This is a genomic window from Hymenobacter convexus (genome assembly GCF_030580955.1).
Lineage (GTDB): Bacteria > Bacteroidota > Bacteroidia > Cytophagales > Hymenobacteraceae > Hymenobacter.
Genome location: NZ_JAUQON010000010.1, coordinates 126,444 through 141,033 on the forward strand (window position 1 = coordinate 126,444; position 14,590 = coordinate 141,033).

16 protein-coding genes are annotated in these 14,590 nt (G+C 57.5%); 8 read left to right on the forward strand and 8 right to left on the reverse strand.

What is annotated here, in order from left to right; all coding sequences use genetic code 11:
• Window positions 1-33: 33 nt before the first annotated feature.
• Window positions 34-972, reverse strand: a complete 939-nt coding sequence (locus tag Q4S41_RS19685) for a DUF3667 domain-containing protein (protein ID WP_305032843.1) — start codon at window positions 970-972, stop codon at window positions 34-36.
• 275 nt (window positions 973-1,247) lie between these two features.
• Here Q4S41_RS19685 and Q4S41_RS19690 point away from each other — a divergent pair, with 275 nt between their 5' ends.
• Window positions 1,248-1,664 (forward strand): helix-turn-helix domain-containing protein, encoded by a 417-nt coding sequence (locus tag Q4S41_RS19690; protein WP_305032844.1) that lies wholly within the window; start codon window positions 1,248-1,250, stop codon window positions 1,662-1,664.
• Window positions 1,665-1,741: 77 nt separating this feature from the next.
• Window positions 1,742-2,503 carry an SDR family oxidoreductase gene (locus Q4S41_RS19695; RefSeq protein ID WP_305032845.1) on the forward strand — a complete coding sequence of 254 codons (762 nt, stop codon included), beginning with the start codon at window positions 1,742-1,744 and terminating at the stop codon, window positions 2,501-2,503.
• A 95-nt stretch (window positions 2,504-2,598) separates the two neighbouring features.
• Here the strand turns inward: Q4S41_RS19695 and Q4S41_RS19700 are convergent, their stop codons facing one another.
• The 5 genes from Q4S41_RS19700 to Q4S41_RS19720 all read right to left on the reverse strand — a co-directional run bounded on the left by Q4S41_RS19700 (window position 2,599) and on the right by Q4S41_RS19720 (window position 4,900).
• On the reverse strand, window positions 2,599-2,772 hold the full coding sequence (locus tag Q4S41_RS19700) for a hypothetical protein (protein ID WP_305032846.1): 174 nt from the start codon (window positions 2,770-2,772) through the stop codon (window positions 2,599-2,601).
• 84 nt (window positions 2,773-2,856) lie between these two features.
• Complete coding sequence (locus tag Q4S41_RS19705; protein ID WP_305032847.1) at window positions 2,857-3,315, reverse strand: hypothetical protein; 459 nt, start codon at window positions 3,313-3,315, stop codon at window positions 2,857-2,859.
• A 45-nt stretch (window positions 3,316-3,360) separates the two neighbouring features.
• Window positions 3,361-3,555 (reverse strand): hypothetical protein, encoded by a 195-nt coding sequence (locus Q4S41_RS19710; protein ID WP_305032848.1) that lies wholly within the window; start codon window positions 3,553-3,555, stop codon window positions 3,361-3,363.
• Window positions 3,556-3,595: 40 nt separating this feature from the next.
• On the reverse strand, window positions 3,596-3,826 hold the full coding sequence (locus tag Q4S41_RS19715; protein WP_305032849.1) for a hypothetical protein: 231 nt from the start codon (window positions 3,824-3,826) through the stop codon (window positions 3,596-3,598).
• A 156-nt stretch (window positions 3,827-3,982) separates the two neighbouring features.
• Window positions 3,983-4,900, reverse strand: a complete 918-nt coding sequence (locus tag Q4S41_RS19720; protein WP_305032850.1) for a DUF58 domain-containing protein — start codon at window positions 4,898-4,900, stop codon at window positions 3,983-3,985.
• Window positions 4,901-5,169: 269 nt separating this feature from the next.
• Between Q4S41_RS19720 and Q4S41_RS19725 the strand changes: the two genes are divergently transcribed.
• The 3 genes from Q4S41_RS19725 to Q4S41_RS19735 all read left to right on the forward strand — a co-directional run bounded on the left by Q4S41_RS19725 (window position 5,170) and on the right by Q4S41_RS19735 (window position 7,491).
• Complete coding sequence (locus tag Q4S41_RS19725) at window positions 5,170-5,538, forward strand: DUF3276 family protein (RefSeq protein WP_305032851.1); 369 nt, start codon at window positions 5,170-5,172, stop codon at window positions 5,536-5,538.
• A gap of 164 nt (window positions 5,539-5,702) precedes the next feature.
• Complete coding sequence (ychF, locus tag Q4S41_RS19730; protein ID WP_305032852.1) at window positions 5,703-6,803, forward strand: redox-regulated ATPase YchF; 1,101 nt, start codon at window positions 5,703-5,705, stop codon at window positions 6,801-6,803.
• A 67-nt stretch (window positions 6,804-6,870) separates the two neighbouring features.
• Window positions 6,871-7,491 (forward strand): HNH endonuclease, encoded by a 621-nt coding sequence (locus tag Q4S41_RS19735; RefSeq protein ID WP_305032853.1) that lies wholly within the window; start codon window positions 6,871-6,873, stop codon window positions 7,489-7,491.
• A gap of 55 nt (window positions 7,492-7,546) precedes the next feature.
• Here Q4S41_RS19735 and Q4S41_RS19740 read toward each other — a convergent pair whose 3' ends face one another.
• Complete coding sequence (locus tag Q4S41_RS19740; RefSeq protein WP_305032854.1) at window positions 7,547-9,025, reverse strand: M48 family metalloprotease; 1,479 nt, start codon at window positions 9,023-9,025, stop codon at window positions 7,547-7,549.
• Window positions 9,026-9,266: 241 nt separating this feature from the next.
• On the opposite strand from Q4S41_RS19740, the gene Q4S41_RS19745 reads away from it, so the two are divergent.
• Complete coding sequence (locus Q4S41_RS19745; protein ID WP_305032855.1) at window positions 9,267-10,157, forward strand: hypothetical protein; 891 nt, start codon at window positions 9,267-9,269, stop codon at window positions 10,155-10,157.
• Window positions 10,158-10,309: 152 nt separating this feature from the next.
• On the opposite strand, the gene Q4S41_RS19750 is transcribed toward Q4S41_RS19745, so the two are convergent.
• The gene (locus Q4S41_RS19750; protein WP_305032856.1) at window positions 10,310-11,641 is read right to left on the reverse strand and encodes a type IX secretion system plug protein; all 1,332 of its coding nucleotides are present in this window, start codon (window positions 11,639-11,641) and stop codon (window positions 10,310-10,312) included.
• A 284-nt stretch (window positions 11,642-11,925) separates the two neighbouring features.
• On the opposite strand from Q4S41_RS19750, the gene Q4S41_RS19755 reads away from it, so the two are divergent.
• Together Q4S41_RS19755 and Q4S41_RS19760 are read left to right on the forward strand one after the other, a co-directional pair.
• Complete coding sequence (locus tag Q4S41_RS19755) at window positions 11,926-12,537, forward strand: TIR domain-containing protein (protein WP_305032857.1); 612 nt, start codon at window positions 11,926-11,928, stop codon at window positions 12,535-12,537.
• Window positions 12,537-14,522 (forward strand): KGGVGR-motif variant AAA ATPase, encoded by a 1,986-nt coding sequence (locus Q4S41_RS19760; protein WP_305032858.1) that lies wholly within the window; start codon window positions 12,537-12,539, stop codon window positions 14,520-14,522. The genes Q4S41_RS19755 and Q4S41_RS19760 overlap by 1 nt, the downstream gene beginning before the upstream one ends.
• Window positions 14,523-14,590 lie beyond the last annotated feature (68 nt).

Sequence of the window (14,590 nt, forward strand, 5' to 3'; positions counted from 1 at the left end):
TATGGGCTGGGCGGCAGCAGGAGAGAAGGGCCACTAGCGCGTGGCGGCTGGCTGCGGCTTCTTTGGCAGCGCGGCCTTGCGCAGGTCCGGCCGCTCGTTGAGGACCTGCACCGTGAGGACGGCGATGCACACCACCGCCGCCACCAGCAGCACCACTATTTGCAGCAGCGAAATGCCCAGCGCCCGGAGGTAACGCTTCGCCGCGGTAAGCGCGGGGGCGGCCAGCAGCAGCTGCGCGTTCACCCAGAGCGTGTACACCACCGTCGGAATAAAAACCAGCTGCGAAGCCAGCCCGAGGAATGCCCGATTGCCCGCCAGCAGCGCGGGCAGCATCACGGCCAGATTGAGTACGGTGAGGGTGCCCCCCACAAAGCAGTTGGCCAGCAGCACCTCGGCGTAGTTGTAGCCCGCCCGCCGCAGCAGCCACCACGCTACCAGGCTGTTGAGCGGCATGAGTACCAGCTGCATCAGGTAAGGGTGCTTAACGGTGGTGGTAAGGTAGCGGTCCATTACCACCGACATAAGCGCCTCCGGGGGCGCGCCTGCCTTGGCAGACTGCGCGGCCATCATGGCGTGTTGCAGGTCAAGCTGAAAGGCTGACATAACCAGCGCCGAAATGCCCACGAGCAGCAGCAGGTAGCTCACCGGGCGGAACTGCCGGGTGCGCTGCCCCGCCAGGTACCCCCGGATGGTGAGGCCGGGGCGCGTCAGCATCTGGTAAAACGTGTAGGCCAGGCCCTTGTCGACGTGCCACACGGAGTGGGGCAAGTCGTGCAGCAGCAGGTGTTTGAGGGTGATGCGGTGGGTGTTGGCCGGCTGCCCGCAGTGGGCGCAGAACTTGCCGGTGAGGGCCGTGCCGCAGTCAAGGCAGGCCGTGGGGTGGGCATGGTCGGGTGGCAGGGTGGCAGGGGCGGCTTCGGCTTCGGCCACCGTCACCCAGGTGGCGATGTCGGGGGTAGTAATCAAATCCATTCTGCAGAAGGTAAAAAGGTAAGTGCCGGCAAATTACCTAAAAAAGCCCGCCCGGCATAGGCTGGTTGGGCAGAATTTGAATGCGGGGGCCAGGCTCCTGGCGGGACTGATGACTACCTCAGGTTTCTCTTGAAATGATGGTTTGCGTTCCCAATGTCCTGCCCCAATTTTGGGGTGGCCGCTTCCATGTTTGTTGTTTCAAAACTTACTGAGGCCATCATTGTCAATTGTGCATGCGAAGGCTTGCCTACAATCCCGCAGCAACACCTCAGCCTATGCCCACGCCCATCCCCCAAAGGCTCCTGGCCCGCCAGCACGAAATCACCGCCGATTTCCTGTGCGAAATCGACCGACATCTGGCCGACATCGTGGCCGGCCGCGCCACCGAAATGTTCGAAATCCGCGATTTCGCGGGCCTGCTCTGCATTCACCCCACGCACCTGAGCAACACCATCAAGCTGGCCACCGGCCACTCGCCGTGCTACTTTTTCGAGGAGCGTATCCTGGAGCTGGCCCGGCAGCAGCTGCGCGACCCCAGCCGCTCGGTGGCCGATATCGCCACCGGCCTCACCTACGACCCTTCCAACTTCACCAAGTTTTTCAAGCGCTTTCAGGGCAGCACGCCCAAGCAGTACCGCGAGCAGGTGTGGGCCGCTCAGCGGGCTGCCAATACGGAAGCTGTCACCATTTAAACTTAACTACTCACCATAAACCCGGCGCCTGCGAGCCAGACCTTTGCCTCATCAGTCACCCCAACCAATTGAATCTGATGAGCAATTCCAAAATAGCCCTTGTGACCGGCGGCAGCCGGGGCCTGGGCAAAGACATGGCCCTCAATTTGGCTAAAAAAGGCCTCGACGTCATCCTCACTTACCACACGCAGCAGGCCGAAGCCGAAAGCGTGGTGGCCGAAATTACGGCCCAGGGCCGCAAGGCTGCCGCCCTGCAGCTTGATGCCTCCAACGTGGGCAGCTTCGCCGGCTTCTTCGAGCAAGTAAAAACGACGCTGACGGAAACCTTCAGGGCCGAGAAGTTCGACTTTCTCATCAACAACGCCGGCACGGGCCTCTACCAGCCGTTTGCCACTACCTCGGAGCAGCAGTTCGACGACATGCTGAACATTCACTACAAAGGGCCTTATTTCCTGACGCAGCAGGCCCTGCCGCTGCTCAACGACGGTGGCGGAATTGTCAATATCTCGTCGGGTCTCACTAAAATGACCAACGACTTGTCGTCGGCCTACGCCAGCATGAAAGGGGCCGTGGAAATCCTGACCCGCTACCTAGCCAAGGCCTTGGGCCCGCGCCGCATTCGCGTCAACGTCGTGGCCCCCGGCGCGGTAGAAACCGATTTTGGCGGCGGCCGTACCCGCGACAACAAAGACGTCAATGCCCACATTGCCAGCCTCACTGCCCTGGGCCGCGTGGGCCTGCCCACCGACATCGGCCCGGTGGTGGCCTTCCTCTGCACTCCGGAGGCCGGCTGGGTCAACGCCCAGCGCATCGAAGTATCGGGCGGGCAGGCCATCTAGGCCCGCCCCTTCTACCTCCATTGAGGACATAAAAAAGCCTTCCTGCCGCACGGCAGGAAGGCTTTTTTGCATTGATTTCGAAAGCGTGGCGGCTGCTACTTGCCGGAGTTGCGCCGTAGCCGGTAGGAGTCTACCTGTTCGCGCAGCACGGCCAGCAGGCCGCCGTAGCGCTGCTGGGCTTCGCGCTTCTTTTCGAGCTTTAGCAAACGAGAATTAATCAGGTCAGAAAAGTCCTCAACGGAGTAGGAACGATTTGGAGCAGCGGACACGGGCGAGGCAGCAAAAAAATACGGGAGGAACAGCGAGCAGGGCTGCGGTTAATACGCAAGGCCCCAAACTTAAGACGTTAAAGCTTAGAAACGAAATAGCGGCCGGGCCGGATTCCAGATGCCCCACGGAATCATGAGCAGCACGAGCAGCAGGGCTACCCCGAAATAGAGCAGGGCTTTGCGGTGTTTCTGGGTGCTGTCGGCGGTTTTCTTTACCACAATGCGGCCCACCTGGGCCACGATGGCCGCCAATATCATGACGGCCACGTGCTCCATGCCGAAGAAGCGCGCCGTGGGGTCCTTCATGGCGCCGGCCTGCTTCATGGCGTTGAGGCCCCAGGGGCTCAGGCCGAAATATAGCCCCAGGCCGATGAGTACCTGCAGCCACATGAAGCCCGAAAAGGCGGCGCTCATGCCGTTGTCGGCGCTCACGAAGGGGCGGCGGCCACTGTAGCCCACATAGGCCCGATACACGGCAATGAGACCGAAAACGAGCACGAACCAGCGGGACCAGGAGTGCAGAACGAGAAGGGTTTGGTACATAAAAAGGGGAAGAGGTGAGCAGGAGAAATCAATTGCCAAAGCCGCTTAGGCAGGCATCGGGGCCAGCTTTTTCTTGTCGCGGTGCACCACGAACATAATCACGAACAGCGACACATAGGGCAGCCCGCACCCAATGCCAAACCAGCGCCAGAACGAGCGGCCGTGGTTGTAAGCCATAAACGCCGTCATCAAGGGCATAAAAAACAGCGGGGTTAAAATAACAACAAGCGCTTCGAGCATAAAGAAATAAACCAGTGATAAAACGCCCGCAAAAATACGGCTAAACCCCCGGCGGCTGCGTGCGCCGCTGGGCGTCTTCGGCCTGCTCTTCGGCCCGGCGGTCGCGCATGGCCATAAACAAGGCCACGAACACGGAGAAAAACGGCACCACCAGCCCAAACCCAAACCAGCGCCAGAACGAGCGCCCGTAGTTGTAGGCAATGTAGCCGGTGATGGGCGCGAACACGAGCAGCGAAACCCCAAAAATGAGCAGCAGGCGAAGAAGGAACACGGGAATTAGGGGAGGAGAAATAGTTGTTTTAGGGGAACGTCATGCTGAGCGCAGTCGAAGCATCTCGCGGGGGGTAGTAATCCTTTCGATTGATTTAGTGGCGGCACGCGAGATGCTTCGGCTGCGCTCAGCATGACGGTCTTTTACAGCGCACGATTACCGCACCTTGCCGCGCTTCACCAGGTAGGCATAGAGCACTTTCTCGAAGGGCTCGCGCACGTCCACGGGCACGAAATCGATGCGGAGCTGGCCGCAACGCTGGGCCAGCTCCTGTTCGTAAGCCGTCATGGCGGCGCGGTACTGGTCCTTTATCTGGGACGGCTGAAGCTTGATTTCGAGGCCGGTTTCCACGTCTTCGAAGATGTAGGGCCGCTCGGCGAAGTCGAAATTGGCCTCCGTGGCCCGGTCGAGCACGTGGAAGAGCAGCACCTCGTGGTGCTGGTGCTTGAGGTGCTGCAACGCCGCCAGGGCCGCTTCCTGCTCGGCCGCGCCGCGCCCCAGCATGTCACTGAAAATGATAACGAGGGAGCGTTTGGGAATCTGCTGGGCAATGGCGTGCACGGTGCCGGCCACGTCGGTGCCGCGCCGGGTGGCGGGCGTGGGCGGGCGCTCCAGCAGCTGCTGCAGGGCCAATAGCAGCGTGTGGCGGTGGGTGCTGGTGGAGCGCACCGGCGTCTGCAGCTCAATGGTGTCGGCGAAGGTGACGAGGCCCACGGCGTCGCGCTGCCGGGTGAGCAGGGTGGTGAGGGCAGCGGCGGCCAGAATGCTGAATTTGAGCTTGTCGTGGCCCGGCGCGGGGTAGTACATGCTGGGGCTCACGTCGAGCAGCAGGTGGGCGCGCAGGTTGGTTTCCTCCTCGTAGCGCTTCACAAACAGCTTGTCGGTGCGGGCAAACACCTTCCAGTCGATGTGGCGCGTGCTTTCGCCGGGGTTGTAGAGGCGGTGCTCCGAAAACTCCACCGAAAAGCCGTGGTAGGGCGACTGGTGCAGGCCGGTGATGAAGCCATCCACCAGTTGGCGGGCCAGAAACTCAAGGTTCTCAAAGGAGCGAATGGCGGCGAGGTCGAGGGGCATGGTGCGGGGCGGGCGGGATTTTTGGTGTTGTAAAGAACGTCATGCTGAGCGCAGCCGAAGCATCTCTACCGCAGCGGTAATTCCATCGATTGGATTTGCATTGCGCGGTAGAGATGCTTCGGCTGCGCTCAGCATGACGTTCTTTCTTATCGTTGCTACTCTCAACACCCCTGCCCCGTCCGTCGTTTATCTTTACCGCACAATTCGTAAGTTAGCCTTTCTAACCAACCGACCCATTCTATTTCCCACTCATACCCCACCCAATTCCAGTGGACGACCGTCACGACCAGGAAGAGATTTATTCCCAACGCATTAAAGCCGGCAAGCGCACGTATTTCTTCGACGTGAAAGCCACCCGCGGCCAGGACTACTACCTGACCATCACCGAAAGCAAGCGCCGCCAGAACGGCGATGACTCCGTTTCGTACGAAAAGCACAAGATTTTCCTCTACAAGGAAGACTTTCTCAAGTTCGTAGATGCCCTGCAGGACGCCGTGGACTACGTGCGCGAAGAGCTGCTCAGCCCCGAGGAAGTGGCCGAGCTTGACCGCCCGCGCGACTACGACGACCGGGACCAGCCCCGCCGCGAAACCGAGCGTCCCGCCTTCGACCCCAACCGCAGCGACGACAGCTTCTAGTTTTAAGCTGTTAGCGGCTAGCTGTTAGCTGATAGCTCGTTAAGATTTTAACGGCGCAAACGGATTCTAATTCGTTTGCGCCGTTTTGCGTGGCGGCAGGCCGTACCTTTGCGGCCGAATTGCCCGCAATTCAACACTCACATTCAACACTCAACCCTAAATAAATGGGCCTCCGCTGCGGTATCGTCGGCTTGCCGAACGTCGGTAAATCCACCCTTTTCAACGCGCTTTCGAACGCCAAGGCCGAATCGGCCAACTACCCGTTCTGCACCATCGAGCCCAACGTGGGCGTCATCACCGTGCCCGACGAGCGCCTCCAAATCCTGGAAGCCCTCGTGAACCCCAAGCGCGTGCTGCCCACTATCATCGAGTTTGTCGACATCGCCGGCCTCGTGAAAGGCGCCAGCAAGGGCGAGGGCCTGGGCAATAAATTCCTGGCCAACATCCGCGAAGTAGACGCCATCATCCACGTCGTGCGCTGCTTCGACGACCCCAACATCGTGCACGTGGCCGGCGGCGTCGACCCCGTGTTCGACAAGGATGTCATCGACACCGAGTTGCAGCTCAAGGACCTGGAAAGCGTCGAGAAGAAGCTGCAGAAATCGGAGCGCAGCGCCAAGGCCGGCGATGCCGTGGCCAAGAAAGAAGTGGTGTCGCTGCAGAAATTCAAAGCCGCCCTCGAAGCCGGCCAGAACGCCCGCGCCGTGGCTGCTTCTGAAGACGACCTGGCGGCCATTGCCGACTTGCAGCTGCTCACCGTGAAGCCCGTGATTTACGTGGCCAACGTGGACGAGGCCAGCATTGCCAGCAACGGCAACAACCACGTGACGGCCCTACGCGAGCATGTGAAAGCCGAAGGTGCCCAGGTGGTGCTGGTGTCGGCCGCCATCGAAGCCCAGATTGCCGAAATGGAAGACCCCGAAGAAAAAGCCATGTTCCTGGGCGAATACGGCCTCACCGAGTCGGGCCTGAACAAGCTCATCCGCGCCAGCTACGAGCTGCTGAACCTGATTACCTACTTCACCGCCGGCGTGCAGGAAGTGCGTGCCTGGACCATTCACCGCGGCGACAAGGCGCCCGCCGCCGCCGGCGTCATCCACTCCGATTTTGAGAAGGGCTTCATCCGAGCCGAGGTGATTAAGCTGCCGGATTATCAGGAATACAAAACCGAGGTAAAAATCAAAGAAGCCGGCAAAATGGCTGTGGAAGGTAAAGACTACGTCGTGCAGGACGGCGACATCATGCACTTCCGGTTTAATGTTTAATTAATATCGCCTTATTTAGGCCTTTATTCGCCCCAGCCGATTTCGGTTGGGGTTCTTTTTTTAGAAAATGGCAAAAATTACCATCAGCAGGAGTGTTGCTGGCTTGAGGTATCCTACTCTTGCAAGTATAAAAGGGCGGTCGAGTACAATCAGAGCCGAATTTATTAAATCGGTTATCCCCGAAATAATACCCAACCCAATGGAGATTGAAGAGGCATTGGCAGTGCTTCAGCAAAATGAGGGGAGCTTATGTTGTTCTTATTGTGGAGACACTCCTACTGAATGGGACCATTTCTTTTCGGCTGTTTCTAATAAAATGCCCACAGGCTATATTACGGAAGTATATAATTTGGTGCCCGCCTGTGGCAAGTGTAACCAATCAAAAGGAGCAACATATTGGAATGACTGGATTCGCGGCAGAGCTAACCTCTCGCCCACCTCCAGATTAAGTAATGGTCAATTGAATATCACAGAAGAACAGCTTGAAGTGAAAATTGGTCTTCTCAAAGACTTTGAAGAATGGGGTAAAGCCAAAATCACCAAACTTGATTTTGATAGTGTTTCAGGTCATGAATTTGCCGAATACTTTAAATCATGTGAGGAGTTAATTGACAAGTTTGCCGACTATGAAAAAACGGCAATTGCGCTGAAAACTAAAGTAGAGGGGACACTACGAAAGCGCAGTTAAGAAAAAGGCCGGCTCATAATTATGAGTCGGCCTTTTTCTTAACTGCGCTTAAGGATTAGCGGCCTACCACTTTATAGAGCATCCCTTTGGGCAGCTTGTCGGTGGTTTTCATGCCGTTGAGAATGGCCATTTCCTCGTAGCGCTTGCTGGGGATGCCCGCCGAAGCCAGGGCCGAGGCCAGCGTCTGGGTGCCGGTGGCGGTGCGGATGTGGATGTGCTCGGGCTGGCGGCTGAGTTTGCTGGCGTCGGTGAGGCGGGCGTAGCCCTGGGCGGCCTGCTGGAACTGCGGGGCGTAGGTGCTGAACGAAGCCGGCGCGGCCAGGCCCACGAAGGCGTAGATACTGTTGCCGTCCTGAATGAGCTGGGCCAGTACGTGAGCGGGCGTGCTGGAGCTGCTGCTTTGGTCCGAAGCCTGCTGGTCGCCTTCAAACACTAGGGCCGGAAAGCCGTTGATGGTGGTTTTGCTGGCGTTGGCCGAGGCCACGCCGATGGATTTGGCGAGCGACTGGCCGGCTGCTTCCAGCGAACTGCCCGAAGCGCCGAGGAACACCAGCAGGGCTTTGCCGTTGGGTTCGGCCATCTGGAACTTGTCGGGGTCGTTCTGCGACTTCCAGCCCGAGGGAATGGGGAAGCGGAATTTCAAATCGGGGTGGTAGAACACGCCGCTTTCCACGAAACCCTGGCGCGGGTCTTCGCCAAAGGTGAGGCCCTCAATGGAGCGCAGGTACTGGTCGCGGTTCACGGCCAGCGTGCGGTTGCCTACGCTCTGCCGGGCCTGCGCCGCCAGGCCTTTCACGCGGGTGTAGCGGTCGGCCGAGTTGGGGTGGGTGCTCAGGAAGGTGGGGATGCTGCTGCCACTCTGGGCCTCGGTGCGCGAGAGAGTCTGAAAGAAATCGGCCATGTGGCTGGCATCGTAGCCGATTTTGGTTGAGTACTTCACGCCCAGGCCGTCGGCTTCGTTCTCGTCGTCGCGGCCGTATTTGAGCATGCCCAGGCCCACCACCTGCTGCGCCACGCCGCCCACCGACTGCATCACGCGCGGCGCCAGCACCGAGCCCAGTATCATGCCGATACCGGCGATGGTGCTGCGGGTTTGCTGCTTCTGACCGTGACGGGCCGTGATGTGGCCCAGTTCGTGGCCCAACACACCCGAAAACTGGGCTTCGTCATTGAAATACGCCATGATGCCGCGCGTGAAGTACACGTGGCCATCGGGCGTGGCGAAGGCGTTGATAATGGGCGAATCGACCACGGTGAAGCCGTAATCGCCGGGGCGGTCCGAAACGGCCGTCATGGCCTTGCCTTTGGCGGTGATGAGGTTTTGCAGCTTGGAATCGTTGTAGAGGCCAAACTGGGCAATCACGGCCGGGTCAGGTTTGGCGCCTTGCAGCGGGCGGGCGGTAGGAGTGGCCTTGCTAAGCGGAGTGGCCGGACGGCGGGCGGCCCAGTCGGTGACGCTGGACGTGCTGGCCAGCGGCAACAGGAGCGACAGAAGCGCGCCGGCGCGCAGGCTACGGAAAAGAGGAGTATTCATGGGAATAAATAAAGCGGACTATGCCGGTGAAGGGCCACAGATGGGCATGCAACGGAAGGGATAGGGGCTAAGGTTGCGCTTAGCCGCCGCAACGGGTGGCTAAGCCAGGGCCCGGTTGGCTGGCAGCACAGCAATAGCCATTTCCCTGCCAGACTGCCAAAATACCGGGCGTTTCATGCGATACACACCCGTGAGCTGGGATTATTGCGGCGGTTTTGCCTGTCCCTTTGCTCGTTTCGCTATGAAAATAATTCGTTTGGCCGCCACCTGCTTGCCGCTGGCCTTTTTGCTGCTGGCGTGCAGCCGCCACCCCACGGCCAGCAGCGCCAGCCGCTTTGCGCCCGCGCCGCCCACCATCGACGGGCTGGCCACCGACTGGACCGACTCGCTTCATTACGACCCCGCCAGCAAGCTGCAATACCAGGTGCTGAACGACGGCCGCCAGGTATACCTGCGCCTGAAAGCGGCCGACCCGGCCACCCAGGCCAAAATCGTGCGCCTCGGCCTCACGGTCTGGCTCGACACAACGGGCCGCAACCAGCACCAGTTCGGGGTGCATTTTCCGCTGGGAGGCCCGCTGGGCGCCCGCCCCGGCGCCGACGACAGCCCGCCGCGTGCCGACGCCAACACGCCCGCGCCCGCCCGCTCGGAAGCCCGCCGCGAGCGTATGACCCAGGCCCTGGCCGGCATGCGCGAAATGGAACTGCTCAACTACAAAGGCAACGCCGAGCCAACGCTCACCGACACGCAGTCGCAGTTGGGGGTGAAAGCCGCCCTGGCCCTCGACAGCCAGGAAAACCTGCTTTATGAGCTGGCTGTGCCCCTGCGCCTGCTCTACCGCAAGCTGCCCGCGCTCACGGGCCAGCCGGCCGTGGTGGGCATCACCCTCGCCGGGGGCAAATTCAGCCTGCCCGCGCAGGGCGGCGGCATGCAGGGCGGTGGCGGCGGAATGCGCGGCGGTGGCGGGATGGGTGGCGGCGGTGGAATGCGCGGCGGGGGCATGGGCGGGGGCGGCATGCGGGGCGGCGGAGGCGGCATGAGAGGCGGCGGAGGCCGCAGCGGCTACAGTGGCGGAGGGCAGCAGTCGGCTTCCATCACGTTGAAAACCAGTGTGAATTTGGTCTCGCATTAATCGAAGACAAGTAGAAACGTCATGTCGAGCTTGCTGAGACATCTCGTGTGCCGCACTTATCCATTCGCAAGGAAAAGATTAGTGGTGGCACGCGAGATGTCTCGGCAAGCTCGACATGACGTTCCTTTTGCTCACGGCTCACGGCTCACGGCTCACTGCCGGCTGTTCATGTCCACCTGCTGGTAGCCGATAAGTAGGTCGGCGCGGGTGCCCGGCGGGCGGTAGTACACCAGCAGGTCGTATTGGTTTTCGGTTTCGTAGTGGCTGCCTTCAAAGTAGGTTTCGTTGGCACCGCGCGTGCCAGCCACGGCGAAATCGTAGTTGTAGTAGCCTTGCTTGAGCAGGGCGTGGCCGGTGTAGAGCTGCTTGGTTTCGTCGTAAGTCAGCTTGTATTCGTCCTTGAGCTGCCACTCGCTGAAGGCCCCGAAGGCATACACGGGGCCGGGCGCCGGCTGGGCCGCTTTCAGCTGAAAGGTGACGTCGAAGTAGTCGGCGTTGGTGGCGCCGTTGCCGTATTCGCGGCTTTCGAACACGCGCTGGCCGTTGGCGTCCACGTACTGGTTGTAGGCGGTGAGGGCGCGCGAGGTTTCGGGCTGTAGCTCCACCGTGGTCACGGGCCGGGCCAGCGGGTTGACATGCAGCACGCCCAGGCCCACGCTCTGCACCGAGCGAGTGTCGAAATAGCGGTACTCGCTCAGGCCCGGGAAAGCGTTTTCGAAGTTGAAGTACTGGTATTCGAGGCGGCGCTCGGCATCGCGCACGAAGGTGGGGCGCAGGTTGTACTTGGCGTTGTCCCAGCGGAAATTCTGGCGCAGCACCACCTTCACTTCCACGGCCGGGTTCACCAGTTCCACGGCGCCGTAGCCCACCGAAAAATCGAGCTGCTGCATGGTGAACCGCTCCTGGCCGCCAATCACGATGCCCGGCTTGAGGCCCACGTTCACCTGGTTTTCGTACACCAGCAGCCGGCGCGACACCACCGGCACGCCGCCCGGGCTTTGCACCACCAGCAGGTAGTTGCCGCTGATTTTCACCTGGGGCGCCCGCAGCCGGTAGTGGTAATACGGCGTTTTGGTGCCCGTGCCCACCCGGTAGTCCGTCACGAGAAACTCGTTTATCTCGTTCAGAAACTGCATGTCAGTGAGGATAGACGGCTGCCAGTCCGCGTCGCAATGAATGAGCTTGGCCGTGAAGCGCTGGCTCTGCTCGCCCAGCACGTCAAACTCCAGCGTGATGGCCGACGACTGCCCCAGCGGCACCACCGCCGGCTGAAACACCTCGTTGGGCTGGCCCGTGGCCACGTAGCACTGCACACTGCGCACGTCGGGCGAGTAGGCATAGTCCTGGTATTTCAGGGTTTTGTCGGCGTAATACTCCGGCGGTTTCTGGGTGCCGGCGCGGCTGGCGTTGGGGTCAGTGATGGGGGTGCCCAGCGGGACGCAGGCGGTGGCCAGCAGGAGGGAAGCAAGGGGAAGGAAGCGCATGGGGCGAAAGTAACGACATTGGCGTATTACCCGCCCCATCTCAACCAACAGGAAAAAAATGCCGTGCCAAGACAAGGACCGCAACGACGGAATAATAAGCGACTAAAAAACCATTTGAATGATTCAAATAAAATAGTAACATTTGCGAGCTTCGTTATTAATTCAGCGCCGCATGATACCATTGTTTTCAACTGACGTGCAACGGTTAAAGAGGGGTAGTAGCACATCAACTTCAGACAGAAGCATGCAGGGCTGTATAGTAAAAACACATAATACTTTAAATCATGGCCTACCAATATGACATATTCATCTCCTACAGGAGGTTAGGTGCCACCCAGGATTGGATAAAGCAATATTTTGAGCCTTTGGTTACAACTCATTTGAGTTTGAATCTGGGCCGTGACCCCAGCATATTTGTCGATTCCCAAATCGAGGCGGGCGACGATTGGCCAATTGTGTTGGGCAATGCCTTGTCCGCTTCAAAAATAATTATTCTACTCTGGTCAAAAACATACCTGGAAAGCCGTTGGTGTTCCTGCGAAATAGGCCACATGCTGGAAAGAGAGAAGAAATTTGGCTTTCGGGCTAATAATAACCCGAAGGGCTTGATTTTCCCCGCAATCATCAACGACGGCGATACCATTCCGGTCCAGATTTCTACCATTCAGAAGTTTGAGTTGCAGGATTTCTTCAAAATTACGCTGAATATGGATGGGCAGAAGTATACCGAATTCGAGGATAAAATAAAGATATTAGTCGGCAAGATTACCACCGCCCTGAATGACGCGCCGACGTGGCAGGCAGATTGGCAAATAGACGCGGTAAACAGCTTCACGCAACAGCTTTACGTTCAGAACTCACCCAATCAAACGCAGCTTCCCCGATTTTCTAGCTAATGGGCATCATCATTACTTTCTATTCGTACAAAGGCGGCGTCGGAAGAAGCATGGCCCTCGCAAATATCGCCGTTGAATTAGCCAAGCGGCAGCAGCGGGTATTGGTGGTTGATTGGGACTTGGAAGCGCCAGGAGTAGAACGCTATTTCAGCGCCTTTAAAATCGAGAATACCTCCGCCGGATTACTGCAACTGTTGCTTGCTTTCGAAAAGGATAGCCAGCCTGACTATAAAGAATATTTGTGGAAGGTGGATTTTGCAAATTCGGAGACAATTTCATTGCTGCACAGCGGTAGAGAGAAAGACCCGGCATCCTATTCTTCGCTGCTCCAAAATTTCGATTGGGCAGATTTATTCGCAAACAAGAACGGCGGCTATCAACTGGAAGCACTGCGCGAAGCCTGGCAAAAAGATTTTGATTACGTGTTGATTGATAGCCGAACCGGATTGAGCGATTCGAGCGGCATCTGCACGATTTTGATGCCCGATGTTTTGGTGCCCATGTTCACGGCTAATTATCAAAGCCTGTTTGGTATTCGCGACATCATCAAGTACATACAAGCGGCCCGGCAGAAACTAGCCGTCGACCGCATGGCCTTGACGGTACTGCCCATTCCATCAAGATTTGGAACTCGGGTAGAATTCAAAGAGTCCCAGGAATGGCTTGAAAGAATTGCTGATATTTTGAAGGAGTGTTACAGCGACTGGCTGCCAAAATGGATTGAGCCAAAGTATATTCTGGAGCAAACTAAAATACCACAGTTTGACTACTTCAGTTTTGGTGAAAAGCTTGCCGTGGTGGAGCAGGGCACCAGCGACCCAGAAAGCATGGGGTTCATTTTCTCTAAAATTGCGGCATTGCTCTTAACCAAATTCGCCGGCATCGAAGATTTCGTAGGTCGAGAGTACTATCAGGCCAGAAAAAAGGAGCACGAAGAAGCTACTGTTGCATCTGGCAAAAACGAATCTGAATTTAATTATGATGTCTATTTGAGTTGCTCGCGCGACGCCTACAACTGGGTGAAGGAACTGTTGCTGCCGGCGCTAACCGAATACTTAGGCGAGGACCTGGGATATAATCCGCAGATTTACTTTGATATCAGTCAGGTTAGCCCTGAAGAATCATTCTCAACACACAGTGAGTCTGTACTTCAACAGTGCAAAACATGCGTTTTTGTAGTGTCTGGCTCCGAAGTTGACATGCCCTTTATTCACTTTGAATTAAGCTCACTTATTCGCAGGGAAAGTGCTAATTCGGTGAGGTTGCTATTTCCGGTTTTGTATCGTTCTACGGAATCGCAAAATTCCAAGGTATTGCCAGCCGCTCTAAAAGACAGGGTATATACTGACTTCAGTGCATTCAAATATGAGGACACTATCAAAAGCACCCGATTAAGGTCCCAATTCGGCCAGGAAGTTGAAAAGCTGTCATCAGCAATTGCGGCGTCAATAAATCAGAACGGCAAACTGCCTGAGAAATATGTGCCCCGAATTCCTGGCGCTGACGACCTTGAAGAGCTAATGCAACTGGCCAAAGATTACGAAGAGGTTCGGCGGAAAATGCCCGGCAGCAGCAATAGGACGCGGGTGATGGATAATCTGTTCCTAAAAATGAAGGACGCTATTGTGGACCCTTCCACTACTTTGGTGGAAAAGTTAAGCGACAGCCAATCGCCAGGTAAAAGATTGGCGGCAATTGCCAAGCTGCAAAAATTCCCTGATTTAACCTTTGTTGACTGGTTAGCTCACCATGTTGGCGCTGCCGAAAAACCGTTTGTAGGCTACCAGGCAACCGTGGCGCTTTACATTGCTAGTCGAGAATTTGGAGAAGAAAACAAGGCGCGAATACATCAGGTGCTAACAACTGCACTATCTGCCATCCAAGCGGATGCGCACAAAGACCCCAATCAGGTTGATGTAATACAGGCCGCATTAAGTGAATTAGGTATAAATGAAAGCGGTTCCAACGGCTTTGATGGTAATTAAAGCTACTGAAAATTAGTGACCGCCGCTTGTTATTTAATTTACGTTACCGTTTATAACATTTATTCTCA